General features: G+C 63.8%; 25 protein-coding genes and 1 pseudogene. 7 read left to right on the top strand and 19 right to left on the bottom strand.

Annotated elements, in window-relative coordinates; genetic code table 11:
* The first annotated feature begins 338 nt into the window (after positions 1-338).
* The 4 genes from MB901379_RS12895 (at position 339) to MB901379_RS12880 (ending at position 2,603) form a co-directional block, all read left to right on the top strand.
* Positions 339-968: a PE family protein gene (locus MB901379_RS12895; protein WP_269462753.1), complete on the top strand. Its 630-nt coding sequence runs from the start codon at positions 339-341 to the stop codon at positions 966-968.
* A 307-nt stretch (positions 969-1,275) separates the two neighbouring features.
* Positions 1,276-1,551 carry a hypothetical protein gene (locus MB901379_RS12890; RefSeq protein WP_158017054.1) on the top strand — a complete coding sequence of 92 codons (276 nt, stop codon included), beginning with the start codon at positions 1,276-1,278 and terminating at the stop codon, positions 1,549-1,551.
* A 149-nt stretch (positions 1,552-1,700) separates the two neighbouring features.
* A complete protein-coding gene (locus tag MB901379_RS12885) occupies positions 1,701-2,132 on the top strand; it encodes an NYN domain-containing protein (protein WP_158017053.1) in 432 nt (143 codons plus the stop codon).
* A gap of 108 nt (positions 2,133-2,240) precedes the next feature.
* Complete coding sequence (locus MB901379_RS12880; protein ID WP_158017052.1) at positions 2,241-2,603, top strand: DUF732 domain-containing protein; 363 nt, start codon at positions 2,241-2,243, stop codon at positions 2,601-2,603.
* A gap of 35 nt (positions 2,604-2,638) precedes the next feature.
* Here the strand turns inward: MB901379_RS12880 and MB901379_RS12875 are convergent, their stop codons facing one another.
* From MB901379_RS12875 to MB901379_RS12810, 14 genes are all read right to left on the bottom strand, one after another.
* Positions 2,639-3,295, bottom strand: coding sequence for a CAP domain-containing protein (locus MB901379_RS12875; RefSeq protein ID WP_158017051.1), 657 nt, complete (start codon positions 3,293-3,295; stop codon positions 2,639-2,641).
* A 55-nt stretch (positions 3,296-3,350) separates the two neighbouring features.
* Positions 3,351-3,947 (bottom strand): hypothetical protein, encoded by a 597-nt coding sequence (locus MB901379_RS12870; protein ID WP_232021831.1) that lies wholly within the window; start codon positions 3,945-3,947, stop codon positions 3,351-3,353.
* Positions 3,944-4,513 (bottom strand): mammalian cell entry protein, encoded by a 570-nt coding sequence (locus MB901379_RS12865; RefSeq protein ID WP_232021830.1) that lies wholly within the window; start codon positions 4,511-4,513, stop codon positions 3,944-3,946. The genes MB901379_RS12870 and MB901379_RS12865 overlap by 4 nt, the downstream gene beginning before the upstream one ends.
* A gap of 32 nt (positions 4,514-4,545) precedes the next feature.
* Entirely contained in the window at positions 4,546-6,000 is a 1,455-nt protein-coding gene (locus MB901379_RS12860) for an MCE family protein (RefSeq protein ID WP_158017050.1), read from the bottom strand.
* Complete coding sequence (locus MB901379_RS12855) at positions 6,001-7,161, bottom strand: virulence factor Mce family protein (protein ID WP_158017049.1); 1,161 nt, start codon at positions 7,159-7,161, stop codon at positions 6,001-6,003.
* Positions 7,158-8,429 (bottom strand): virulence factor Mce family protein, encoded by a 1,272-nt coding sequence (locus MB901379_RS12850; RefSeq protein ID WP_158017048.1) that lies wholly within the window; start codon positions 8,427-8,429, stop codon positions 7,158-7,160. Before MB901379_RS12850 ends, MB901379_RS12855 begins: the two co-directional genes overlap by 4 nt.
* Positions 8,426-9,691, bottom strand: coding sequence for a virulence factor Mce family protein (locus MB901379_RS12845; RefSeq protein ID WP_158017047.1), 1,266 nt, complete (start codon positions 9,689-9,691; stop codon positions 8,426-8,428). Before MB901379_RS12845 ends, MB901379_RS12850 begins: the two co-directional genes overlap by 4 nt.
* Positions 9,688-10,716, bottom strand: a complete 1,029-nt coding sequence (locus MB901379_RS12840) for a virulence factor Mce family protein (RefSeq protein WP_158017046.1) — start codon at positions 10,714-10,716, stop codon at positions 9,688-9,690. Before MB901379_RS12840 ends, MB901379_RS12845 begins: the two co-directional genes overlap by 4 nt.
* A 31-nt stretch (positions 10,717-10,747) precedes the next feature.
* The gene (locus MB901379_RS12835; protein ID WP_158017045.1) at positions 10,748-12,130 is read right to left on the bottom strand and encodes an MCE family protein; all 1,383 of its coding nucleotides are present in this window, start codon (positions 12,128-12,130) and stop codon (positions 10,748-10,750) included.
* 4 nt (positions 12,131-12,134) lie between these two features.
* Complete coding sequence (locus MB901379_RS12830) at positions 12,135-12,989, bottom strand: ABC transporter permease (protein ID WP_158017044.1); 855 nt, start codon at positions 12,987-12,989, stop codon at positions 12,135-12,137.
* An 8-nt stretch (positions 12,990-12,997) separates the two neighbouring features.
* Complete coding sequence (locus MB901379_RS12825; protein ID WP_158017043.1) at positions 12,998-13,795, bottom strand: MlaE family ABC transporter permease; 798 nt, start codon at positions 13,793-13,795, stop codon at positions 12,998-13,000.
* 213 nt (positions 13,796-14,008) lie between these two features.
* Positions 14,009-14,203, bottom strand: coding sequence for a ferredoxin (locus tag MB901379_RS12820; RefSeq protein ID WP_158017042.1), 195 nt, complete (start codon positions 14,201-14,203; stop codon positions 14,009-14,011).
* 7 nt (positions 14,204-14,210) lie between these two features.
* Positions 14,211-14,621 carry a nuclear transport factor 2 family protein gene (locus tag MB901379_RS12815; RefSeq protein ID WP_158017041.1) on the bottom strand — a complete coding sequence of 137 codons (411 nt, stop codon included), beginning with the start codon at positions 14,619-14,621 and terminating at the stop codon, positions 14,211-14,213.
* A gap of 7 nt (positions 14,622-14,628) precedes the next feature.
* Positions 14,629-15,909: a cytochrome P450 gene (locus tag MB901379_RS12810; protein WP_158017040.1), complete on the bottom strand. Its 1,281-nt coding sequence runs from the start codon at positions 15,907-15,909 to the stop codon at positions 14,629-14,631.
* 143 nt (positions 15,910-16,052) lie between these two features.
* On the opposite strand from MB901379_RS12810, the gene MB901379_RS12805 reads away from it, so the two are divergent.
* From MB901379_RS12805 to MB901379_RS12795, 3 genes are all read left to right on the top strand, one after another.
* A complete protein-coding gene (locus MB901379_RS12805; RefSeq protein WP_158017039.1) occupies positions 16,053-17,222 on the top strand; it encodes a LuxR C-terminal-related transcriptional regulator in 1,170 nt (389 codons plus the stop codon).
* A gap of 189 nt (positions 17,223-17,411) precedes the next feature.
* The gene (locus MB901379_RS12800) at positions 17,412-17,804 is read left to right on the top strand and encodes a limonene-1,2-epoxide hydrolase family protein (RefSeq protein ID WP_158017038.1); all 393 of its coding nucleotides are present in this window, start codon (positions 17,412-17,414) and stop codon (positions 17,802-17,804) included.
* 55 nt (positions 17,805-17,859) lie between these two features.
* On the top strand, positions 17,860-19,053 hold the full coding sequence (locus tag MB901379_RS12795) for a TetR/AcrR family transcriptional regulator (protein ID WP_158017037.1): 1,194 nt from the start codon (positions 17,860-17,862) through the stop codon (positions 19,051-19,053).
* A 76-nt stretch (positions 19,054-19,129) separates the two neighbouring features.
* Here the strand turns inward: MB901379_RS12795 and MB901379_RS12790 are convergent.
* From MB901379_RS12790 to MB901379_RS12770, 5 genes and pseudogenes are all read right to left on the bottom strand, one after another.
* Positions 19,130-19,605 (bottom strand): annotated as a pseudogene (locus MB901379_RS12790) (DUF222 domain-containing protein); the annotation flags it as partial.
* A gap of 116 nt (positions 19,606-19,721) precedes the next feature.
* Positions 19,722-20,492, bottom strand: a complete 771-nt coding sequence (locus MB901379_RS12785; RefSeq protein WP_158017036.1) for an SDR family oxidoreductase — start codon at positions 20,490-20,492, stop codon at positions 19,722-19,724.
* Positions 20,489-21,574, bottom strand: coding sequence for a 3,4-dihydroxy-2-butanone-4-phosphate synthase (locus tag MB901379_RS12780; RefSeq protein WP_158017035.1), 1,086 nt, complete (start codon positions 21,572-21,574; stop codon positions 20,489-20,491). The genes MB901379_RS12785 and MB901379_RS12780 overlap by 4 nt, the downstream gene beginning before the upstream one ends.
* The gene (locus tag MB901379_RS12775; protein WP_158017034.1) at positions 21,575-22,099 is read right to left on the bottom strand and encodes a flavin reductase family protein; all 525 of its coding nucleotides are present in this window, start codon (positions 22,097-22,099) and stop codon (positions 21,575-21,577) included.
* On the bottom strand, positions 22,096-23,178 hold the full coding sequence (locus MB901379_RS12770) for an alpha/beta fold hydrolase (protein WP_158017033.1): 1,083 nt from the start codon (positions 23,176-23,178) through the stop codon (positions 22,096-22,098). Before MB901379_RS12770 ends, MB901379_RS12775 begins: the two co-directional genes overlap by 4 nt.
* Between the last annotated feature and the right edge of the window lies 1 nt (position 23,179).

The raw sequence follows: 23,179 nt of genomic DNA, 5'->3' as shown, positions 1-23,179 counted from the left end.
CGACGTCGTGGTTTCCGCATTGTGCTCACCCCCCCGAGTGCAGCCGAGGCAAACCGATGTGGCGTGCGTCACAAACGCCGTTGCCGGCGGGCATCCTCACAACGGCCGGTGCGATGTGGTGAGGTTTGCCTGGTCAGGCCCCTAGTTACTACCCGTTCGAGAAAAGCTGCTGGCTGGGCGCCGGTAGGCCGGTAGAATTGAGCAATCGTCCAGCCCAGCTGGACCGAGTTTGCGGCGGCAGACGCGCCACGGGCCCGCTGGTCGTTGGATCGCTAGGCGTTATCACCGAGGGTTGTGCCCGCGGACAAACACACAGGAGCAGCAGGCAAATGGACACCATGTCACACGACCCGGCGGCAGGCGACATTGGTTCTCAGTTGGTCGACATCGGTACCCAGGGTATGAGCGCGGGCACCACCGCGGCGATGTCGGTGTTGACCGGGCTGATCCCCGCTGGGGGCGAAGAGGTCTCCGCGCAGGCCGTCATGGCATTCGCGCAGGAGGCCGCCTCCGTTTTGGCTTCCAACGCGGCGGCTCAAGAAGAGTTGATGCGGACCGGCAGCGCGCTGACCGACATCGCCCGTATGTACGGAGACGCGGACGATAACGCTGCGGAGGCATTGACTTTCCGAGGCGCCGCGATGTCCAATCCGGCCGCGGCCGGTGGCTCCGGGGCGACCGTCGGTGCAGGCATGATGCGGGCGGTAGCTCCGGCAGAAACTTTGGCGCCGCGCGCCACGCCGCTGGCGTCGCAGTTCGTTGAAGCGTCGTCGTCTCCGATGGCCTCGGCCGCGGCCAACGCCGGATCGTCGGCGATGAGTGGTGCCGCCCCGGCGGGTACCGGCATGGGCGCGGGCGCACCGGCAGGTGGTGCCTCCAAGCCGGGTTTGGTGTCGGCCACCGAACCCGCCGACGAGGACGAGCGCGAGGAGCGTGGCGAGCAACAGCCCGTTGAGCGCTTGATCTGACGTGCCCTGACCGTTTGCTCTGGTAGTCGCCGCAAGGGTCGGTGCTCAGTTCGCAGGTTTCGCTTTGCGGCACGAGTGCCCTCAGTTCGGTCTTGGGTGCCGGCGCACACGTTCAGCTCGGTCACATCGATGCAGCAGTCGCTGACCGTCATCCGACCTCCGTGATCGGCCGGGTTGCCCTCCGTCCGGTGGACGCCGCAAGCCACCCGACCTGAGGATGGTGGCAGGTAGATCGTCGACATGGTCGACCGCGGGTCTCCTACGCTTGCGCTGTCAGTCCACAGCGAAGGCGACAGAAGGAGACGATGTGACCGACCCCGACATGGCCGCGATGTTGCGGCAGCTCAAGGTGCCCGAGCGGATGACCAGCAGCCAGGCGCTTCGCGACTTCTTGCTCGCCAACACCGAGGATGACGAGCCGAGCAGCCCGGAGAAATTGCGGCAGTTGAACGGACTGCTCCTCCTTTCACATCTCGAGGTCGTCAACGCGTTGGGGGCGATGGAGCAACAATCGGCCGAGCAGCATTACGAAAAATTCCGCAGAGAAATCGAAAAGAAAACACGCAAACGCAGGTGGTTCTAGGCGATGCCGAGAAGATAGATATGCAGCGTTCAACTTCGGCATTTCGTGCCGATCCTTCGCAAGCAGCTCGGCGGGGGTGTTGTGGCGGCGGTATCGGTAAGCCGGGCCCTGCGCGCAACAGCCGCGGCGTCGTTGTCGTAGCGTGAGGTGTGCGATGGATTGTCGACGGCATGAACGTGATCGGGAGTCGCCCGGACGGCTGGTGGCGAGACCGGCACGGCGCAATGGTTGCCTTGGTAGAGATGCTCGAGCGGTGGGCTACCGAAGACGATGGCGATGAACGGTCCGGCGCTGAGCACAAAGACGTCACGGTAGTGTTCGAGCGGCCACCGTCCACCCCCATCCCCGCATCGCTTGTTGAGGTGGCACATGCGCCCAAGGCGGCTGCCAACTCGGCCGACGACGAGATCGTTCGGCTCGTGCAAGCGGCCGCCGAACCGGGAGAGATACGAGTCGTCACGTCGGATAAGGCGTTGACCGAGCGAGTGCGCGAGATCGGCGCGTCGGTCTATCGGGCCGAAGGGTTCCGAGAACTCATCGACCCGCGCGGCCCTAAAGCCGGGCGCCACCATGGAGATTAATCGGGACTAATCGGAACGACGAGCCCGCCCGGCACCGCAACCGCGGAACCGGTGCGCAACTGGATAATTCGCTGCCGCCGTTGGCCGCCAACTGAGTAAGATCCCAGCATGAAACGTCGCCGGTGGACGGCCGTGTTGATCGTTGCGGCCGCCGCTAACGGAATGCAACTGGCGTCCGTAGCGCGCGCCGCACCAGCTCCCGAGGTGGAGTACCTGTATGACGTGACGGTTCGGCGGCACTACGACTTTCCGAACAATGACGCGCTGGGCTACGGCCATGGGATCTGCGACAAGCTCACGGCGGGCGGCGGCTACGGCCAAGTCATGGGCGATGTCAAAAGTGAGGTGACCCCCAACGACGAGTTCGCGGCGAACTATGTGGTCTGGTATGCGGTGAATCTCCTTTGTCCTGACCAGATCTGGCAGCTGCGGAATTCGGCGGCGAACTACCAGCCGCCACCGGCGGAATAGTTGCGCCAGATCTGCTGGCGCCGCGGGGTGTTCGCCTATTGCGGCGGCATGCCAGGCGGCGGGTACACTCCGCGCAGAATCCAGGGTAGCCAGCCGATGCCGTATTCGATTTCATCGCTTGCGTCGTAGTCTGGGCTGGGGTCGAGGGGAACGTTGTCCGGTAGCGCTACCGCGGGCACGGGTTCCGGCGGCGGAGTCGTCGGACTTGGTCGTGCGGGTTGTCCGTAAACGGCTACCACGACCGTGCGAGTCGGGCTGTTTTCCGACCACACCCCGATTTGGCTGTTGGCGCAATTGGCCATGATCGCGAAATCCGCTGGATTGTAGTACCACTGGTTGAGCAACTCGATACCGCTGATCGCCAGGGCCGGGTTGATCGCCACGGTTTCAGCAACGTGGCCTTGGAAACCCGCCCGGTTCGCGCGATCCTGTGGCGTCGATCCGTCAGAACCGATGCTACCGTCGAGGTTTGGGTTGGCGAGCACGTCGTTGGTGTGCCATTGGGCCGCCAGTTGCAGTTGCGGGTTGATCTTGACGTCGTTGGTGCATCCGGCCTGGTGCTGAATCGTGTAGACGTTGGCCACCACACCGTCATTGAGCCGCTTGTTATCGGCCTGTGTACGGGGTGCGTTCAGGACGGTGCCGGCGGCCGCTACCAACAATGCGAACCCGATCAGGTGTCGATATCCCATGTCGGATCTCCTTTCGGCCTGGGGTCAGACGATTCACCGGACGCACGCAGCGCGCTCAGACCGGGTCGAAGTGCGAGATAAGCCAACGGCCGTCGATCTTTTCCAGGGTGACTCGAACGCTGGATGCAGTGCTGGTCGGCGCGTCCTGACCGACGATGATGGTCTGGTTCACAAACAACAGCACCACAGCGTGGTCGGTGGCTGCCGATGTGGACGCGGCGGCGGGAACGGTAGCCACCGCCGAGATCTGCTTCTGCTGCGCTCCTGGGATCACCACCTCGCGGGTCAACCTTGTGTAGGCGTCCAGGAATGCGCCGGTCAATCTGGTGCGCGCGGCCTCGAGTTCCACCTGGACCGTGTCGGGGCCGTAGGACAGCAACGCAACGGTGCCCTCGGCGGCGGCCTGCACGGATTCCGTCCGGGCGGCCGCGGCGGCCCGAGCAGAGCCGTCCTGCCATCTCAAAAGGCCCGCTGCACAAGCCAACAACAACGCCAACCCGGGCAGCAGCAGGTACGCGGCCGCCGACGGCCAGCGAACACCACGCCACCAGGTGACGGACTCGCCATGGTCCGACCCTGGCTGGTCGTCACGTATGCCGGCGTTGGTTTGCTCGGTATCGGTTGCATTGGGAGGCGCATCGACCGAGCTCATGGCACGAATCCAACGTTTGCGGCTTTGACCTGATCCCCGACCTTTTGCACGGTGATACGCATTCGCCATGCCCGCGGGGTCGGATCGGGTTCGCCGGCGGTTGATGTCTGAACCGACACCGCCACCAGAGCTTGGGCGTTCTCTGCTGTCTGTGACTCCAGCCCCGCCTCGATGATGGTGCCGACCGAGGTTGCCTTCGCCTGTCGAAGTACGTCGGCGAATGGCTGTGCGCGCTTGGCGAAGTCGTTGTAGAACTCCCCCGTCGCCCCGTCCAAAATGCGGCGCACATCAGCATCGGCATGCTGCCAGTCGATCGTGGTCAAGTTCAGCGCAACCTGCCTGGCCACCTGGAGAAATTGACTTTGCTGCGCCTGTAGCTGACGGTCCTGATGAACCCGAAGTCCTAGCCAGCCCACCGGCACCGCGAGTGCAACAAGCACGGCCAGTCCGAACAGCGTCGCCTGTCGCACCGCCGACGTGTGCCGTTTAGTCCTGGCGGCCGGCGCGCTATCTGCGTCGTCGACCGGGCAGTGCGTCGGTTTCTCCGCCTCAGTGGCTACTGACATAGCGTGCTACCTCCGATCGCGATTGGTGTCGGTCAGCTGCCTGGCGGCAGCAACATCGATTGCCATGTCTTGTCCTTGGGGGCGGTTTGGGCCAAATCGGATCTGGTGTACACCCGGCCGTCGGGTCCGGTGAACGTGCCAGTGGCCGGGTCGTACTCCGCGGCGGCGATCGGCGGAGGTGCAGCAGGGGGAGGTGCCGGCGGTGGTGGTGAGCCCGGCGGCAGCTGCGGGATCTGCTGGCCGGACAAAGTGGCGTTGGGGTCGCCCTTCCAGTTGTTGCCGTCGTTGAGTGGCACGTACCGTTCGTCGCTCTCGCACAGCTTCACCGTCGGCGCGCGTTTACCGGGCACGGTCTCACAAGGGATGTTGCGGGCGCCGCGCACGTTAAGTGGCGAATCTTGGGGCACCCGGCAATACAGGTCGCCGGCCGCGCGGTTCGGGTAGTCCTCGAATGCGGGGACGCGCTGCTGCTGGGCCGGCAGGAATCCGGTAGTGCACGGCGGCGGCAGGTTTAGGTTGAGGTTGAAGCTGAGGTACTGGCCCCGGTAGGCCTGCTTGGTGTTCAGGTTGGCGACGATGCCGGCCTGATCTGCTGCGACGGCCATGGGAAACACCACCAGTAGCTGTTCGATGTCGTTCTGGTAAGTGAGTGCGACCTGGCCGACGCTGAGCAGGTTGGCCAGCAAGATCGGCAAGGTGGGTTGTAGTCGGTCAATGAGAGTGCTGACCTCGCCAAGCGCCGGGCCACCCTGGTCGAGAGTCCCGGCGACCGCCTGGTCGTGAGTCTGCAATTCGCTGGTCACGGTGGCCAGATGTGCTGCCCACTGCGCGATTGCATCGGAGGTGTTAGCCTGCGAATCCAGTACTGGCTGGGCTTGATCGATCAGGGCCACCAAGGGGTCGAGGTTCTTGCGTGCATCGATGGCCAGCGTGGAGGTGCCCATGATCAGGCGGGATAGTTCCGGCCCGAGCCCGTTCACCGCGATATATGACTCGTCGATCACCGTTTGAAGGTTGTCGCGAGGGATTGCCGTCAAAGCGGTGTTGGCCGCGCTGAGCAGGTCATTGATGTCGGGCGGCACCGAGGTGTCCGCAAGCCGAATCAGATCCCCGTCTTTGAGTGGGGGCGAGGTGGCGTTGCGGGGCAACAACTCGACGTATGTTTCACCGATCGCGGTTTGGCTGTGTACCTCGGCTCTGAGGTCTGAGGGGATCTGTACGCCCGATTTGAGCGATAGCACCGCCGCGACTCCGGTATCGGTCAGGTGGACGGATTCCACCCGGCCGACTTCCGAGCCGCGGTAGGTGACGTTGGCGCTGCTATACAGTCCGGCAGCTTGCGGCAGCTGCATTGTCACCGTGTAGCGGCCGACGCCAAACAACATGGCGGGTAGCTTGGCGAAGTGCAGAAATGTCAGTGCCAGCGCGGTGAGCGCGACGGTGCTGAAGACGATCAGCTGAATGATGACTCGCCGGGGTAGACGCATCTAGGGGCCCTGCTCCCATTGATACGGGATCGTCAACGGATTACCGGGGGTGCCATGCGGGCCCCGCGCAGTGCACGGGCTGGGATATTGGCCGATAGTGCGGCCCCACTGCAGCTCGATCTCGGTCAGATGGCACTCCCACCGGGTCCCGGTAAACAATCCCTGGTCGATGCGGCTGAGTGTGAGGTCGACGATCGCCGTCAGGTTCGCGTAGTCGCCGCGCTGAAAGTTCTCGAACGTTTCGTTCGGGAAGGGAAAGGTGCCCAGCAGGCTCAGCGACCGCGTCAGGGCGGGACCGGCGTTGGCCAATGATTCCAATACCGGTCCGACTTGCCTTAGTTCGTTGACCAGATTCGCTTTGGTCTTGTTCACTGAGTCCGCGGTCAGGGCGCTGAATTTGGTCAGCTGATTGGCCGCCTCCACCAGCTGGTCCCGTTGGTCGCTGAGCACCGCAAGCGCATCGGGGATGGTGGCGAGGGCTCGATCCAGGACAGGTTGTTGTTCGGCGAACGTCCCGACCACGCGGTCGAAACTCTCGGTGGCGGCGATGATGTCGTCCTTCTGGTCATTGAGGGACGTGGTGAACACATCCAGCTGCCCGATGAGGCTGCGCAGGTCTTGCTCGCGTCCCCGGAACGCGGTGCTGAAAGCCTGGGTGATGTCCTGGATTTGGCCCAGTCCACCGCCGTTGAGCACCAGAGACACCGCCGCCAACGTTTGTTCGGCGCTCGGGTAGGCGCCCGCATGCGACATCGGGATCAGCGAGCCGTCGCGTAGCGTGCCCTGTGGTGCTTCGCTTTTCGGAGGAGCCAGCTCGATGTGGTAGGAACCCAGCAGGCTGGTGGTACCGATCTTTGCTGTTGCGTTGCCGGGTAGATCGACGTTGCCGTTGACCCGCATGGTCACCAACGCGTGCCAGCCTTGACGTTCGATCTTCGTGACGTGGCCAATCGTCACATCGGCCACGCGTACCCGAGAGTTCTGTTGGATGTTGTTGACGTCGGGTAGCTGCGCCTGGATCACGAAGGATCCCGGCCCGTTGCCCACGGTGCCAGGAAGCGGCAGCGAATTCAGTCCACGCCACCCACACCCGGATATCCCGGCGACGACCAGGGTCAAGACCAATCCCGCTGTGGCGCGGTTCCATTGGGAAATGGTCATGAGTCACCCGCTGGAGGCAGCATCATGCCGGGCAGGCCGGCCCCGGGATCAGTAGCCACCGTCACCGGTGGCGGGGTCATCGGCTCTGGTGGCACGTAGTCGGGTCGCATCCAATTCTCGCTGTAGGTAATCTCGTTGGGGCGGGCCTGGGCGCCGACGAAGAGGTTCTCCCCCAGCGGCGGGTAGTTGTACTGGCGGTTCTTGAAGATGGGCGCCAGGTACTGGACACAGAGCTTCGCGGCTTGTTCACCGCCCAACCGGGATGCCGATTGCACCGCCCCACATAGAAATGCGATGGGGTTGGCGAAGTTATTGGCCGCCAGCGCCCCGGTCAGGGCGCCGTTGGCCGGCTCGTAGATATTGTTGAAGTTCTGCAACACCGTCGGGCTGATGTGCAACGTCTGCTTGATGTCGTCGAGGCTGTGGACCAGCGCCTGGGTGATGGCAGTGAGCCTGTCCGACGCGGTGCCCACCGCCTCGCGGTTCTCGGCGGCGAAGCTGCCCACGTCGCCCACGACCGCGTTGAGATCCTCGGCGGCCTGTCCGATCTTGGTGGGGTTGTCGGCCAGTAGTGACGACACCGCGGCGAGGTTCTGGTTGAGCTGCTCGAGCAGGTCTGCGCTGTCGTGTAGCGCCGTCACCAGCGTCGACAGATTTTTCAACGTGGAGAAGATGTCGGTGCTGTGGTCCCCCAAGGCCGAGACCGCTTGCGAGAGTTTGATAATGGTGTCGCGGATGGTGCTGCCTTGGCCGCGCAAGTTGTCGGCGGCGGTATTGATCAGGGCACCCAGCGTGCTGACTCCACCCGGCTGGGTGGGCTTGAGCAACTCGGTGAGTCGCTGCAGCTGCACCCGCAAGTCGTCCCACTCGACGGGCACTGCGGTGCGGTCTTGCGGGATGACCGCACCGTCGGCCATGACGGGGCCGCCGACATACGGCGGAGTGAGCTGGATTGCCCTTCCGGTCACCAGCTGCGGTGACAGGATCGCGGCCTTGGCGTCGGCCGGGACCTGGTACTTGCGGTCGAACCACAACGAAATCTTGGATCGCAGTGGCTGTGGCTCAACGGCGAGGATCTTGCCCACCGGTACGCCCCGGATACGCACGTCGTCCCCGGCAAATACGCCGTTGCTGTTGTCGAAGTAGGCCACCACAATCGTTCGGGCGGATCCATCCGCGGCACGCATGGCCACGATCACCCCGGCAACGAAAACCAACACCAACGCGGTCGCCAACACCGAGCGGGCACGTCGCAGCTTGGTTGTCACGACGGACCCCCGGGCTGCTGGACGTCACCCGGTGGCGTCTCGGCTGGGGCAGGAGCGGGCGGCCCGGGCGGTGGACCGCCGGGCGGTGGGGCCGGCGGCTCCGGGCGATACGGATAGCGCGAATCACCTGGGTTGCCGGTAATCGCATCTGGCAGCGTCAACCGTGGCGCACCGCCCTGCCCTGTCCGGGGGTAGGGCATCGGCAATGGTGGGGTCGCTGGCTGACCGGTTGGCGGGTCCGTCAGCTGCGACGGCAGCAAGGTGGCGGGGTCCAGCCCTAGGTCGGAGAACGCGGCACCGATGAACGGTTGCACGAACTGGCCCGGCAGCAGATTCGCCACGTAGGCCTTGAAGAACGGGCCCGACGACAGCGATTCACCCAGTGACATGACATACGTATTGATCAGCGGGATAGCCTGCTGCAGGCGTTCTTTGCGGTTTTCGACAATGGCCAGCACCCCGTTGAGCTTGTCGAGCGCTGGCCGCAGCTGTTGGCGATTCTCGGCGATGAAGCCCTGCAATTGTCGCGACGTCGCAGAGACGTTGGCCCAGATCTGTTCCAGGGCCGCGCTTTGGGTCCGCAGCTGTGCCAAGAGCGCATTCGTATCACGCACCAGGCCGACGATTTGGTCGGTGCGTTGAGCCAGGACCCCCGTCGCCTTGGCGGCGTTGTCGAGCAGGCCACGCAATTGGGCGTCGCGTTCATCGAGGGTTTGAGCCAGCCGTGCCACCCCTTGTAACGCGTCATGGAAATCCGCGGGTGTGTCGGCAAAGGTCTGTGCCAGGGTGGCCAGTGAATCGGACAGTTGGTTGGTATTCAGTCCGCTGATCGTGGTGGCCAGATCGCCCAGGGCGTCGGGCAATTGGTAGGGCGAGATGGTCCGCTCGATCGGGATGGGACCGATGAGTTGCGCCTCCCCGCGCGGTGTGACGTCGACGAACTTGCTGCCCAACAGACCTTTGGTCTTGATCGCCGCTTCGGTGCGGCTTCCGAGGCGAATGTCGTTGGAAATTCTGAACGTAACCCGTACGCCAGGCCCCTCCAGCTCGATGCTCGATACCTTCCCAACCGGATATCCGGAGACTTCGACGGTATTCCCGGTTCGCAGTCCGCCCGCATCGGCGAAATAGGCCGAGACATCTTGGCCCCGGTTGAAAAACGGTAGTCGTTGATACTGCAGGGCGCCCACTACGATCGCGACGACCGCCCCGATGCCGATGGCGCCGACGATGACGGGGTTGCGTTCGGAGAAGGATTTCATTTCGGAGCACACCGTCCGGTGGCTTGGCCGGCCACCTTGATATACACCGGCTGACCGCCTTTGCCGTTCACCTTGAACACCACATCGCACAAGTAGAAGGCAAAGAAGTCGCCGTATATCCCCTGGCGGACCAGCGCCTGGTACTTGTCGGGCAGGGTATTGAGCAGATTGTCGAGATAGTCATGGTCGGCCAACGCGATGTCGGCTATCCGGTCGGTCTCGTGCACCACCTTGGAAAACGGGGCCCGAGACTGCGACAGCAGATCAGCCACTGAGCCGGCAGCGGCGTTGGTATAGGCCAGTGCGTTGGAGATGTCGGTCTTACGTTGCGCCAGCACGTGAATCAGCTGTGAAAGGGATATCACGGCCTTGTCGAGCCGGTCGCTTTGGCTGCCCAGCGAACCGAGTACCACGTTGAGGTTGTTGACTACCTGTCCGATGAGCTGATCTCGGTCGGCCAGGGTGTTGGTCATCGCCGCAGCCTGCTCCAGAAACGACCCAATCGTGGGGCCCTGTCCTTGTAGCGCGTGGAGCAACTGTTCGCTCAGCGCGTTGACCTGGTCTGGATTCAGCGCGCGAAACAGTGGCTTGAACCCGCCGATCAGGGCGTCGAGATCCAGCGCCGGTTTGGTATGCGCAAGCGGGATTGTCTGACCGGGACGAAGAATCGTCGGCCCACCGGCCCCTTCTTCGAGCGCCAGGTAGCGATCACCAAAGAGGTTGTCGTATCGGATCACCGCATCGGTTCCCGTTGTCAGCACCACGGAATCGTCGGCGGTGAACTCGACCCGAACCGTTGCGTCGGGATTGATGGAGATCTTATTGACCTTGCCGACCTCCACCCCGGCGATGCGAACGAGCTTGCCTTCCCGCAAATTAGAGACGTTGGTGAACTCGGCGTAGTAGGTGTTTCCGGCGCCGAAGCGTAGTTGCCCGAACACGGCGAACAACAACAGCGCGGTCAACACGCACACCGTGAGAAAGACGCCGAGGCGTACGACGAGGCCCCTCAAGCTCTCCCGCATGGCTGCCTTCCCGGCTGCTGCACGTTGGCGATCACGGCGGAGTATCCGTTTCCGCCGGCGCTGGGGCGGGCTCGTCACCGGCAGGTGCCTGCGGTACTCCGGGCCACAGCGGCACCCCACCGGGTCCGTTCAGCGCGGCTCCATACGGCGGACCCCCGGGGTTGGGCCCGATCGCTGGCCCGGGTAGGCATTGGCGGATCGAGGGCGGTTGCGGCACGGCACGCGTCACCGGCAGGTAGTTGGCCCAGCACGGGTGACCGAGGCCGGGGTTGGGCCGAATATCTAGCCCGGTGCCCCATCCGGTGTTGGTGACCAGCTCGCGTACCGGGAAGTTCTGGCTGGCATCCGGCAGCGACCCACAACCCGGCTTTCCCCCCGGGCCACCCTTGGCCGCGACAATGGGCAGGTTATCGGGAAAGGCATAGGGATCGTTGCCCAGCAGCAGTGCGACGTCGAGTTGTAGTGTCCGACCGTCGGCGCCGCCCCACGCCGAGTAGCCGCCGTTATCCAGATACCATTTGGCGCCCTGCAAAAAGCAGGTGTACTCGGGGTTGTACTTGAACAGCAGACTGGTCGTGGGTTCCAGGACGTTGACCGCTCCGACGAGATCGTCTCTGCTGGTGCCCAGCAGATTGGTTCCGGCCTTTGACAGCCCAATCGCATTGAGCAGCAACGCATCCAGAGCAGAAGAGTGATACACTACGGTACTGCTCGTGGTGCTGGCCGCGTTCAGGATCTGCACAATGTCTCGAGCCGCCGCGTCATAGGTGTTGCCGAAGTTCTTGAGCGAACGCCAGTCCCGGCGGAACGTGTCGGTACGGGCGTTGAGGGCCAGCAACACCTGGTTTAGATCGGTGGTGGCCTCGCCGATTCGTTCCCCTTGCCCGCGTACCCCATCGGCCACCGCGGTCAACACCGCGTTCAGCTTCAGCGGATCGATCATGTTGAGCAGGTCGACGACGTTTTCGAAGACTGTGTTGATCTCGGTGCTGACATTCTTCGAAGCCAACACCGCGCCAGCGGTCAGTCGCTTCGGGGTGGGCTGCTGCGGGATCTGCAGCTCGACGAACTTGGCGCCGAAGGCGGTCGTGGCGCTGATTCGGGCTTCCACATTGGCTGGGATGTGGCGGATCTGATCCGGGTCGATCTCCAGCCGTAGGCTGGCCCCGTCCTTGTCCCGACCGCCTTGGCCGATCTGGCTGACCCGGCCGACCTGGACGCCACGTAGCATGACCTTGGCGCCGGTGTCCATCACCAGCCCGGAGCGATCCGAGGTCAGCGTCACCGGTACATAGGACCGGAAGGTGCCGGTGAAGGCGGTCGCCGTCGCGAAGATGAACACACCGATCGTCGCGAACAGAATCAGCGTCCACCACGCGTCGTGTAGTCGGTGTGCGCCGGGTCCGCGATTCATGTCATTAGCTCGCCAGGTGGAAGTTGGGCGACTGGCCGTAGATGGCCAGCGTCATGATGACGATTGCGATCGAGGCCAGGACCATCGAGGCGCGCACCGCCCGGCCCACGGCCTCGCCAACCCCGGCCGGCCCGCCGTGTGCGGTGTACCCGTAGTAGGTGCACACCAACATGATCGTGAGTGCGACCACTACGACTTCGAAGGACGACCAGAGCACGTCGGTCGGGCGTAGAAAGGTGTTGAAGTAGTGGTCATAGACGCCGGAACCTTGGCCGTAGATGGCGGTGGTGCCAAGCCGAGCGGCCAGGTACGCCGTGATGAGCCCGACGCAGAACAGCGGTATGGCCACCACGACCCCGGCCAGTACCCGGGTGCTGGCCAGGTAGCTGACGCTGTGGATCCCGATCACCTCGAGCGCGTCGATCTCCTCGTTGATTCGCATCGCACCCAGCTGAGCGGTGGCGCCCGCGCCGATGGTGGCTGCCAGCGCGACCATTACCGTTCCCGGCTGAATCTCTCGGGTATTGAAAAAGGCTGACGCGAAACCCGTTAAGGCTTCCACCCCCACCGAAGCGAACTGGTTGTAACCCTGTACCGCGACTATCGCGCCAGTGGTCATCGCCAGGAACCCGACGATCACGACCGTCCCGCCGATCACCGCGAGAGTCCCGGCTCCCAAACCCATTTGCGCGATCACCCGCAGTAGCTCGCTGCGGTAGCTCATCACGGCATCGGGTATCCCGGCCAACGTGGTGACATAGAACCTCATCTGCGATCCCAGCCGACTCCATTCGGCCGCAATCGCTTTCGCTGCGCGCTGCAGTCTGGGCTGGCGCTTGCTTGGAACACTAACTGTCATGGGTCACCTCACGACACCATGAACGGGACACCAACGGCGGTGACCACTATGTTGATCACGAACAAGACGATGAAGGCGAACACCACGGTTTCATTCACCGCCCTGCCGACACCAGCCGGGCCGCCACCCACCGACATGCCCTTGTAGCAGGCGATCAGTCCCGCCATCAGCCCGAACAGTGTTGCCTTGATCATCGAGATGATGACGTCGACGGTGTGGGTGAGTGTGGTCAGTCCCGTCACCCAGGCCCCGGCCGAGACGTGCATGAGAAACACCGAGCACAGGAACGCGCCGACCAGACCTGTCGCGATGACCACCGAACTCAGCGCCAGCGAGACTGTGGTGGCAGCTAGCACGCGAGGAACCGCGAGTGCCTGGATCGGGTTGATGCCCATTACCCGTAGCGCGTCGAGTTCCTCACGGATGGTGCGCGCGCCCAGATCGGCGCACATCGCTGTGGCTCCCGCGCCCGCGACCACCAATACCGTGACTATCGGGGCGCTTTGATCCACGGTGAAGATCGCGCAGCCGGTGCCAGAGAAATCGGCGGCGCCGATATCGGTCAGCAAGACATTGAACAGGAATCCCGAAATCACCGCCCACGGGATCGTCATCAGTACCCCGGGCAGTGTCGATACCCGTGCCACGAACCAGCACTGACTCAGGTATTCGCGCCACGCAAAAGGTGATTTGAACATGCACACGAAAGTGTCCAGAGTCATCGCAAAGAAGTTGCCCATCGCGCGGACCGGCCGGGTGGCCGGACCGATGACCGGACCGGGCGCGTGGTCGACCACGGTCACCATGGCGACGCGCACCGCCCGGAATCGATGCTGTGTCGTCGGGCGGAGTTGCTCACGCTGGCCCCCCGGACAGATCGAAGTGGACAGTGACACCCGAGAGCGTACGCGGCTCGCAAGCCGGATGTCCATAGACGATACGCATGATGTTCCATAGATGATCGGTAAATAGCGAAGCAAATCACTACTTATGGGTAATGATGTATCTTGGTAGTACTGTCAATCTGACACCAACTGAAGGGCGCCCGAGGGGCATAGTCGGACCGCGTTGCGCACGCTGTGCTCCTCGTCGGCCGGCACGTCGTCGGAGGCCAACCGCACGACGCCGTCGGCGTCCTGGTCGAAGAACGCATCGGCGGTCATCACGCAGACCCCGGAGGCCATACAGATCTCGCGGTCGGCGCTGACTTTCATGGCAGTCTCATTCGGTGAAGGCATGCACGGCGAGCGCGGTATTCGCGAAGTCGCGAAAGTGCAACCATCGACCGTCACGCAGCGTAATGATGTGGGCGAATTCCGATTCCCACTCCTGCCCGGTGACCAGCCGCCGGAACCGCTGCCGGCCCCAGGTTGCGAGGTCGTCGCCCTGCGCGATGAACTTCCAGGGCTCCATCTCGACGATCTTGATGCTCTGGCCGACTTTGGTGAAGAAGCTGATCGCTTTCTCGATACCGCGGTAATCGCCTGCGTAGGGAATCTCTTCGGTTCCGTAGTAGGTGATGCGTATGTCCGGATCCAAGTGTTGCAGTGCGGCCTGAAGGTCGCCCGCCGGCACCGCGGCGTAGATGGCCTTGGTCGTCTCGATATTGCGCGACTCGAACGTGGTGGTCATGACTCGCTCATGAGAGGTGAAGGGGCAGACGGACATACGCGTGGGTCAGCAGGCTGGCGGTCTGCTTGGTGCCGGGGTCTTCGGCCAGCGCGATCGTCTGATACCGATCGAGCACGGCGTTGAGCACGGCGATGACCTCCAAGCGGGCCAGCGAGGAGCCGAGGCAGAAATGTAGGCCGTGTCCCATGGAGAGTTGCTGGCGAATGTTGGGCCGGTCGATGTCGAGTTGCCCGGGGTATTCGAACACGTCGGGGTCGCGATTGGCCGAACCGAAGAACAGCGCGACCCACTCCCCCTTGCGGATCAGCTTGCCGCCGATCTCGACGTCGCGGGTGGCGATGCGAAACAGCCGCTGCGGCGGCCCGTCTACCCGCATCGCCTCCTCGACGAAGATGTTGAGCAGACTTCGGTCGGCCCGAATGCGTGCCTGTATTTCGGGTTCGCGGGCCAGGGCGTGCAGCAGATTGCCGATCAGAAATGTGGTGGTCTCGCTGCCGGCGACCACCAACGTGACGCAGAACCGCACAATTTCTTCGGGGGTGAGCCGTTGTCCGTCCACCTCGGCGCGCAACAACGCAGAGATGAGGTCTTCGGCGTCTTCGACGTCTGGATCAATTGGGGCGCCCGCGCCCTGTTCGGCCAGCCTGGCGGTGTGCTCGGCGAGCCGGGTAGCGAACGTCGCCACCATCTCCTGGTTACTGGCGATGCGCTCCTCCGGGGTGAGCGACGACGACAACATGAACGCGTTGGCCCACCGTCTGAAGCGGACGTGGTCACCGTCGGGCAAGCCCAGCATTCGCACCATGGCCCGGGTGGGAATCTCGGCCGCGAAGCCCATGACCTCCACCCCTTTGTTTCCGTCACCGGTCCCGAGGTCCTCGAGCAGCCGTGGCACCAGCTCGTTCAACCAGGCTTCCAGCCGCTTGACGCGACGTGGCGAGAAGGCCTGGCTGACCAGTTTTCGTTCGACCTCATGCTTGGGGGGATCGGTGTTGACCAGCATCAGGCTCGGCGCCGAGGACGCCTCTTGCAGCGGGTCGCGTGACGAGAATGTCGTCGCGTCGCGGACCGCCTCAAAGACCTGGTCGTAGCGAAATAGCGCCCACGCCGTCACCGGCTCGTCAGCGCCGGGAACCGTTCCGGGCGGCCAATCCCGATATCCCGCAACAGGTGAGAGCTCTCGCAATTGGTCATACAGTGGATACGGATTGGCGACGCCAAGTGGTGTGGTCAAAAGTTCGACGGCGGGCACAGTGCCTGCCACTGTGCCTATTGAGTCAGTTGACATGTCAATCAGCCTCTGCCTATCGCGGTAGCAAATCGATCCCCCGTTGGAGGGGACTCTTCCCCCCTTAGGAGGGGAGTTTGCGCTTTTGGCCGCGACGTCCCACTCATTAGGGGACAGTGGGAAGGGTGATCGATGCCGTTGCGATGCCCGATCCCGCCGAGTTCGACACGCTCGCCGACGGTGATCACCCGGGCTGGGCGTCGCGTCGGGTCAGAGAAACAGACGCCACCCGCCACTTCCGGGACGTATTCGGCGATTGCGACATCGATCCCACGGACGATCCGATGGCGGTGGTGTCTGAGGCGGTCGATGTCAAGGCGGCCGCCGTGCGCTGCGGCCTGGAGGCACTCGGCGACGCTCATGCACTCAATGCGCTCGACGCGCTTATGGATTTGTCCTCGCTCGAACGAGAACTGATCGAAGACGGCGCGGCAAGGCGGACCCTGGCGCTGTTGGCGGTGCAGGAGGGCTTGAGCAAGCTGCGCGCCGTGGACGACGTCGCGATGATCGTTGACCGGGCGCCGCGAGAGCTGGTCGAGTCGTGCGGATTCGATCGCGCCGTGCTGTTTCGCGTGCACGAGGGCCGGATGGTCATGGAATCGGCGTATTTCGGCGATGACCAAGAAGGCGCGGAGAAGATGGTCGCCTTCGCCCAGTCGGTCGCGCCGTTGCTGGATCACATGTTGATCGAAACGCAGATGATCCGCCGCCACGCGCCCGCGATCGTGCGCGACGCCCGCAACGATCCGCGGGTTAACCGGCCGATCGTCGACTTCTCGTTGACGCATTCCTACGTGGCGGCCCCGGTGATGCCAACGGGCAAGGTAATCGGATTCCTCCATGCCGACCGGCTCTACTCCGGCCGTACGGTCGACGAGATTGATCGCGACACGGTCTGGGCGTTCGCCGAGGGGTTCGGATATGCCTTCGAGCGCACCGTTCTCCTGGAGCGAATGCGGCGGCTGAACGCGGAGGTTCGCCACGCCCTGGCGTCCGCGGACGAAGCCGCCCGTGGGCTGCAGGACGCCGATCTGGATCTGCGCAAGATCGAGCCGGTCGAGCGCAGCCCGGCGGCACGGTCTTTGGCCGAGGTGCAGACCCGGGTGATGGCCATGCTGACCCGCCGCGAGGTCGAGGTGCTGCGCTTGATGGCCGCCGGTCGCACCAACCAACAGATCGCCGACGAGCTGGTGATCTCGGCGGGCACGGTGAAATCACATGTGAAGCGGGTGCTGCGGAAGCTGCACGCGACCAATCGGGCGGAGGCGGCGTCGGCGTACGTTCGTTTGGCTAGCGTTCCTGAAACCGGCTAGGGGTCGGCGAGTGCCGCGATATGTCTATGACCGATACGCATTTGACCTCGGATCGCCATCGGTAATAGCCATGTAATGGCTCATTTATTGTGATTGATGTATCTTGTTAATCCGTCGGTGTGGTTGGCGACGAGGATCTGCGTCGGCCCGCCGCCGGATCGGCGCAGTGATACCTCAGGAGCCATTTGCATGACCGATACCAAGGAAGCCAGCGAGAAGCTTGTCCGGGACTTTCTCGGGTCCTGGCAGGGGCGCAGCCTAGAAACGATTTGCAGCGGCTTTGCCGACAATGCGGTTTACCGCAACGTGCCGGTAAAGCCGATCGAGGGCATCGCCGCCATCCGCGCGATTTTCCAAGCGTTCTTGGACGCCTTCTCCGATGCCAAGCTCGATATCCTCGCCTTGGCCGCCGAGCCTGGCCTGGTGCTTGTCGAGCGCATCGACTACTTCACCATGACCGACGGCCGCAAAGTCGTGCTGCCGGTGACCGGTGTGTTTGAGGTCAATAATGGCAAGATCACCCGGTTCAGCGACTACTTCGACCTTGCGGATTTTGAGCGCCAGAGCGGGATAAAGCTATAAGCGATGCCGTCAACAGGATTGGTGACTCCGTTGCGCCAGAGGGGAGTTCGAGCCGATGCCGCCCGTCGTGACGCCCGTTAAGCGCCGGCCCAAGGATCGAAAGCAGCAGATTCTCGAGCAGGCTGTCGGGCTGTTCATCGACCGTGGCTTCCATTCGGTCAAGCTGGAGGACATCGCCGAGGCAGCCGGAGTTACCGCGCGCGCGTTGTATCGCCACTATGACAACAAACAGGCGTTGCTCGCCGAAGCGATTCGAACCGGCCAGGATCAGTATCAGAGCGCACGTCGTCTGACCGCCGGTGAGGCGGAGCCGACGCCGCGGCCGCTCAGTGTCGATCTGCCAGACCTGATCGCCGCGGCCGTCGCGTCGCGGGCATTGACGGTGTTGTGGCAGCGCGAGGCCCGCTACCTCAACGATGGTGACCGTGCGGAGGTGCGGCGCCGCATCAACGCGATTGTCGCCGGCATGCGCGAGAGTGTCCTGCTGGAAGTGCCGGGGTTGAGCCCACAACACTCGGAGTTGCGGGCATGGGCGGTGTCCAGCACGTTGACCAGCCTGGGCAGGCACAACCTGACGCTTCCGGCCGACGACCTCAAAGAGCTTCTGTACCAGGCTTGTATGGCCGCGGCCCGCACTGCTTCCGTCTGTGCGTTGGCGGCGCTGCCTGACGCGCGCGACGACGCCGATGTACTGTTCTCTCGTTATGAAACCCTGCTGGCCGCGGGTGCGCGACTGTTCCGTGCGCAGGGGTACCCGGCCGTTAGCACCAGCGAGATCGGCAAGGGAGCGGGTATTGCCGGCCCAGGCTTGTATCGCTCGTTTTCGTCCAAGCAAGCCATTCTCGATGCACTCGTCCGCCGTCTGGATGAGTGGCGCAGCCTGGAGTGCATTCGCTCCTTGCGCGCGAATCAACAAGCGGCACAGCGTCTGCGCGGACTTGTCGAGGGCCATGTTCGGATCAGCCTGGATGCTCCGGACCTGGTCGCCGTATGCGTCACCGAACTCAACCACGCGTCCGCCGAAGTGCGCGACAGCTATGTACGAAATCAAACCGACCGTGAAAGTCTGTGGATCGAACTCCTTGGCAAAGTGGTCCCGCAGACCACCGCGGCCGAGGCGCGAATACTGGTCGCGGCGGCGATCAGCTTCATCGAAGATGTCGCTCGCACATGGCATCTCACGCGCTATTCCGAAGTGGCGGACGAAATTGCCGCTGTCGCGCTATCCATCGTGACCAGCAGGCCCTGACTGGTTGACAGGGTCACGGGGTGAACGTCAAGCCGGTTCATCGTCATCCCCCGTCGATAGGAGCCTTTCCGCCCCATGAGCCGCTACCAGTCAGACCCTTGCCCGTGGCGGCTTCCAGATCCTTCAGAGTTGTCGTCACGACGATCGGCACTGGGAGTCCGTTGTGCTGGCCCAACTCCCCCGACCCCAACAGGTCAGCGCGGCGAGCCAAACCGTCATGATCGCGTTGGGCTTGGCCGCGAGTGTCGCGTTTGATCGCGTTCTCATCGGGTGTCCGGTCGATGACCGGCATTTCATCGCCGGGGTTGCACGCACCGGGCGCGGCCAGCTTGGCCAGTACCGGTTCAAAGGTGGCATGCGCTTCGGCGGGCAGGTAGCCGCTGATGTGTGACATTCCGTCGTATTCCTGCTTGCCGGGGGTGATGCCGCGTCGCGTGCTCGTTCCTCATCGCTGAATGCCCCGTCGGGGTTGAGCCAGTCCATGATTGGTTGGTCGTACTTGACCAACTCATCGGGACGATGCGCACTGGACTTGTGGGCCAGATCTTCTTCGCCGTCTTGCTCGCCGAGCTGATTGATCAACGTGTGTTGGGGTGCAGGGCCATCGACGCAAACCGACGTGCTCTGACAGCTTAAACCACAGTGGCACAAGGGATTACAGGGATCGATCACCACAGCGCGGCGATGGTTCCGCCGTCGGCGATCTGCGTGGTCCCGGTGATCATGGCCGCATCATCGGACAACAGGAACGCCACGATGTTGGCCATCTCCTCCGGCGCGGCCATGCGCCCCTGCAGTCGAGCGATCAATGCGCGCGCACCCCCCTCGCCGAGTGCTTCATCGAACATGGTCATCGCGGTCTGTTGCATCGGAGTGTCGACGAATGCGGGCAACAAGGCGTTGGAGCGAATGTTGGACGCGCGCAGCTCCGCCGCCGTGGCGCGGCTGAGGTGGCTGATTCCAGCCTTGGACATGCCGTACGCCGCCGTGGCGCCCACACCGATGTGACCCGCCAACGACGACATGTTGACGATGGCTCCCCCGCCGCGCTCGATCATCTTCGGGGCCGCATGTTTGGTGCACAGCCATGCACCACGCAGGTTGATGCCGATGACACGATCGAAGTCTGCAACGCTGGTGTCGACGAGCGACGCGAAATGAACGACACCGGCATTGGCGACCAGCTTGTCCACTCCACCGAACGCGCCGACACAGGCGTTAACCATGCCAATGACCTGTTGCTCGTCGCTGACATCGACGCGATAGCCAATTGCGTTGGCGCCGATCCGACTGGCGGCGGCGTCGGCGGCATCGCCATCGATATCCGCACACAACACCTGGCAACCCCCGGTGGCGAGCCGTTGCGCCACGGCCAAACCGATTCCGGCGCCCGCCCCGGTAACGATCGCCGCCTTACCGGCCAAATCTGGATGGCTCAACCCGCAGCCGCCAGCGTGTCGGATTGCGGGGGGTGCATGCCGTATTCGCGGATGGCTCCGAACATCACAAGGCCAAATCCTGGCATATCGTCGGAGAGTTTGAGGGCGTACACCCCGAGATCACGCAGGATCCATGCCACCGTCTCCGTGACCAGTCCCCCCGGCGTGGCGTTGTCCCCGGAGAGTAGACCGCATGCGCGCTGCGCACCGGGCGGGCGCAAGTAGAGCACCATGCCGCCGCCCTGGGCCGACATTCGAGTCAGAGCACCGTTGAGTTCGCGCCCGCATGCGCAGGCTGTGGAACCGAACACGACTCCAGCCAGGCACTCGACGTGCACGTGGAGCGCAACGGGTACGCCGGCATCAGCCGAGCCGACAATCACCGCCAAATGTTCGCCGCCGGAATGGACGTCACGAAAACCGATGACGCGGCAGGCACCGGCCCAGGTCGGCAGGATTGTCTCCGCCAGCCGCACCACTTGCGGTTCGGTGCGCCGCCGGTACGCCGCCAGTTCGGCGATCGAAACCACGGCCAAGCCGTGTTCGACGGCGAACTCGACCAACTCTGCGCCGCGGGCCATTGCGACCGGATTTCGGCGGGAGACGATTTCGCACAGCGCCGCGGCTGGCCCGCGCCCGGCAAGGCGGGCAAGATCGACGGCCGCCTCGGCGGGTCGCGGCCGTCCCAATACGCCGGTCGCCTCGGCCCGCAGCGGGACCACATGACCCGGGCGAGAAAAATCCGCGGCGCTGGATTCAGCCGACGCCAGAGCCGAGATGGTCCGGGCGCGGTCGCGCGCAGAAATGCCGGTGCCCGTCCCGCGAAAATCGACCGATACGCAATGTTCGCTGTCCTTGGGGCACATTGGCGGAAGGTCCAACCGGGCACACTCTGAGCCCGGCAGCGCAACGCGAACATAACCGGAGGTGTGGCGGACGGTGAACGTCAGCAGCCGCGGGCTGGCGACGTCTGCGGCGAAGACAAGGTAGCCGTCGCTCTCGGTGTCGCCGGTGATCACGACCGGGCGACCCGCTGCCACCGCGGCGATTGCGCGGCACACCCGCACATCGGTCGTTTTCATCTACCGCACCTCCGTGCTTGCCAGCCGGCGAAATCGGCTGCCATGGAAGACCAGCGGTGGGGTGTCCGGACTGGCTCCGAGCGCACAGATTTCCAGCAGGGCAATGGTGTGATCCCCCGCCGCGACCTCAGCGTGCGGGCGGCAGTCCAACCAGGCGCTGGCTCCCAGAACGACGACGCCCCCACTTGCCAGTTCACTCCAGAAGACCCCGGCAAAGCGGTCACCTGCCTTGCGTGACAGGCTGATGCAGGCTTCGTCATGATCCTCGGCAAGCACGCTGATTCCGAGGTGCGGACGGTCGCGTAACTTGGGCCACGTCGTTGAGGTGTTCTGCACGCAGATCGACACCAGCGGCGGGTCAACCGAAACGGACGTGAACGAGCTCGCCGCCATCCCCACCGGCACGCCGTCGACCACTGCGCAGACCGCGATCACACCGGAGGGAAAGCAGCCGAAAGCCCGCCGCAACGCCGCTCCGTCGAAATGATCGACGGTCTGGGGAACCATGTCGAAAGCACAACTCACGGCCGCAGCCCACCAAGAAATTCGAGCAACAATCGATTGGTTTCCTCGGGCGCCTCCTGCTGTATCCAGTGTCCCACGTCGGCCACCATGTGGGTGCCGCGGTAATCGGACATGACCTCGTGCGCGCGGGCGACGGCCTCGGCTCCCCACGTGGTGCCGACGTCGTACTGGCCACCGATGAACAGGGCGGGCGGGGTTAGCGGTTTGCCTTCCTGATCGGCCAGGTCGTGCCAATCGTTGTCGATGTTGTGGTAGAAGCTGAGCGGTCCGCCAAACCCGGAGCGTTCGAATTCACTGGTGTAGAAGTCAAGGTCGGCGTCGGTGAACCAGCCCGGCATGGCCTCGGGATAGATGAACGCGTCCTTGAGTCGTGCCCCTTCGGCCATACACAGCGGACCGGCACGGATCACGTCGATCGGAGACATCGACGCGAGGTCGACACCGGCATCGACAGCCGCCTTGGTGGCCAAGATCATGCCGTCACCGGAGACCGTGTAGGTCAATCCCAGCAGCCAGCCGCGCAGGTCCTCCTCGATCTCGGTGATGATGCCATCCTGGGCGGAGAAGTAGTCCTGATACCAGACCCGGCCTTCGCCGGCGAGCTCTAGGTGGTAGTCCTTGGGGCTGTGCTCGCCAAAGGGGCTACCCGGCAAGCCGATCACTCCGCGCCCCGCGAACGGAACGCTGATTCCGACCACCCCGGAGCAACGGTCCGGGTGCAGCCAGGCGAACGTCCACGCAACCGGCGCACCCCAGTCGTGACCGACGATGAATGCCTTCTGCTCGGCCCTGCCCGCGGAACAGGCATCGATGACGCCAACCACGTCACCGACCAATTCCTTGATGCGATAGGCCTTTTGCACCCGAAACTTAGACGAGCGTCCATACCCGCGCTGGTCGATGGCTACCACGTGGTAGCCGGCGGCGGCCAGCGCGGGAATCTGATGGCGCCACGAGTACCAGGACTCCGGAAACCCGTGCAACAGCACCACCAGCGGGCGGTCGGGTCCGGTTGGGCCTGCCTCGACGGCATGGATCCGGGTGCCCCGGCAGTTCAGCAACCGATGAACCTGTGACATC

It is taken from the genome of Mycobacterium basiliense (assembly GCF_900292015.1).
Taxonomy (GTDB): domain Bacteria; phylum Actinomycetota; class Actinomycetes; order Mycobacteriales; family Mycobacteriaceae; genus Mycobacterium; species Mycobacterium basiliense.
Note: the sequence above shows the minus strand (reverse complement) of the source record. Positions and strands in the feature narration are given on the sequence as shown.

Excerpts from the sequence above, each read along its gene's own strand:
- MB901379_RS12805 (WP_158017039.1), top strand. The coding sequence starts at position 16,053 with ATGCCCGATCCCGCCGAGTTCGACACGCTCGCCGACGGTGATCACCCG.
- MB901379_RS12895 (WP_269462753.1), top strand. The coding sequence starts at position 339 with ATGTCACACGACCCGGCGGCAGGCGACATTGGTTCTCAGTTGGTCGAC.
- MB901379_RS12810 (WP_158017040.1), bottom strand. The coding sequence starts at position 15,909 with ATGTCAACTGACTCAATAGGCACAGTGGCAGGCACTGTGCCCGCCGTC.
- MB901379_RS12860 (WP_158017050.1), bottom strand. The coding sequence starts at position 6,000 with ATGCGTCTACCCCGGCGAGTCATCATTCAGCTGATCGTCTTCAGCACC.
- MB901379_RS12780 (WP_158017035.1), bottom strand. The coding sequence starts at position 21,574 with ATGAAAACGACCGATGTGCGGGTGTGCCGCGCAATCGCCGCGGTGGCA.
- MB901379_RS12880 (WP_158017052.1), top strand. The coding sequence starts at position 2,241 with ATGAAACGTCGCCGGTGGACGGCCGTGTTGATCGTTGCGGCCGCCGCT.
- MB901379_RS12820 (WP_158017042.1), bottom strand. The coding sequence starts at position 14,203 with ATGAAAGTCAGCGCCGACCGCGAGATCTGTATGGCCTCCGGGGTCTGC.
- MB901379_RS12800 (WP_158017038.1), top strand. The coding sequence starts at position 17,412 with ATGACCGATACCAAGGAAGCCAGCGAGAAGCTTGTCCGGGACTTTCTC.
- MB901379_RS12840 (WP_158017046.1), bottom strand. The coding sequence starts at position 10,716 with ATGCGGGAGAGCTTGAGGGGCCTCGTCGTACGCCTCGGCGTCTTTCTC.
- MB901379_RS12830 (WP_158017044.1), bottom strand. The coding sequence starts at position 12,989 with ATGACAGTTAGTGTTCCAAGCAAGCGCCAGCCCAGACTGCAGCGCGCA.
- MB901379_RS12795 (WP_158017037.1), top strand. The coding sequence starts at position 17,860 with ATGCCGCCCGTCGTGACGCCCGTTAAGCGCCGGCCCAAGGATCGAAAG.
- MB901379_RS12875 (WP_158017051.1), bottom strand. The coding sequence starts at position 3,295 with ATGGGATATCGACACCTGATCGGGTTCGCATTGTTGGTAGCGGCCGCC.
- MB901379_RS12845 (WP_158017047.1), bottom strand. The coding sequence starts at position 9,691 with ATGAAATCCTTCTCCGAACGCAACCCCGTCATCGTCGGCGCCATCGGC.
- MB901379_RS12865 (WP_232021830.1), bottom strand. The coding sequence starts at position 4,513 with ATGTCAGTAGCCACTGAGGCGGAGAAACCGACGCACTGCCCGGTCGAC.
- MB901379_RS12835 (WP_158017045.1), bottom strand. The coding sequence starts at position 12,130 with ATGAATCGCGGACCCGGCGCACACCGACTACACGACGCGTGGTGGACG.
- MB901379_RS12855 (WP_158017049.1), bottom strand. The coding sequence starts at position 7,161 with ATGACCATTTCCCAATGGAACCGCGCCACAGCGGGATTGGTCTTGACC.
- MB901379_RS12825 (WP_158017043.1), bottom strand. The coding sequence starts at position 13,795 with ATGGTGACCGTGGTCGACCACGCGCCCGGTCCGGTCATCGGTCCGGCC.
- MB901379_RS12870 (WP_232021831.1), bottom strand. The coding sequence starts at position 3,947 with ATGAGCTCGGTCGATGCGCCTCCCAATGCAACCGATACCGAGCAAACC.
- MB901379_RS12815 (WP_158017041.1), bottom strand. The coding sequence starts at position 14,621 with ATGACCACCACGTTCGAGTCGCGCAATATCGAGACGACCAAGGCCATC.
- MB901379_RS12770 (WP_158017033.1), bottom strand. The coding sequence starts at position 23,178 with ATGTCACAGGTTCATCGGTTGCTGAACTGCCGGGGCACCCGGATCCAT.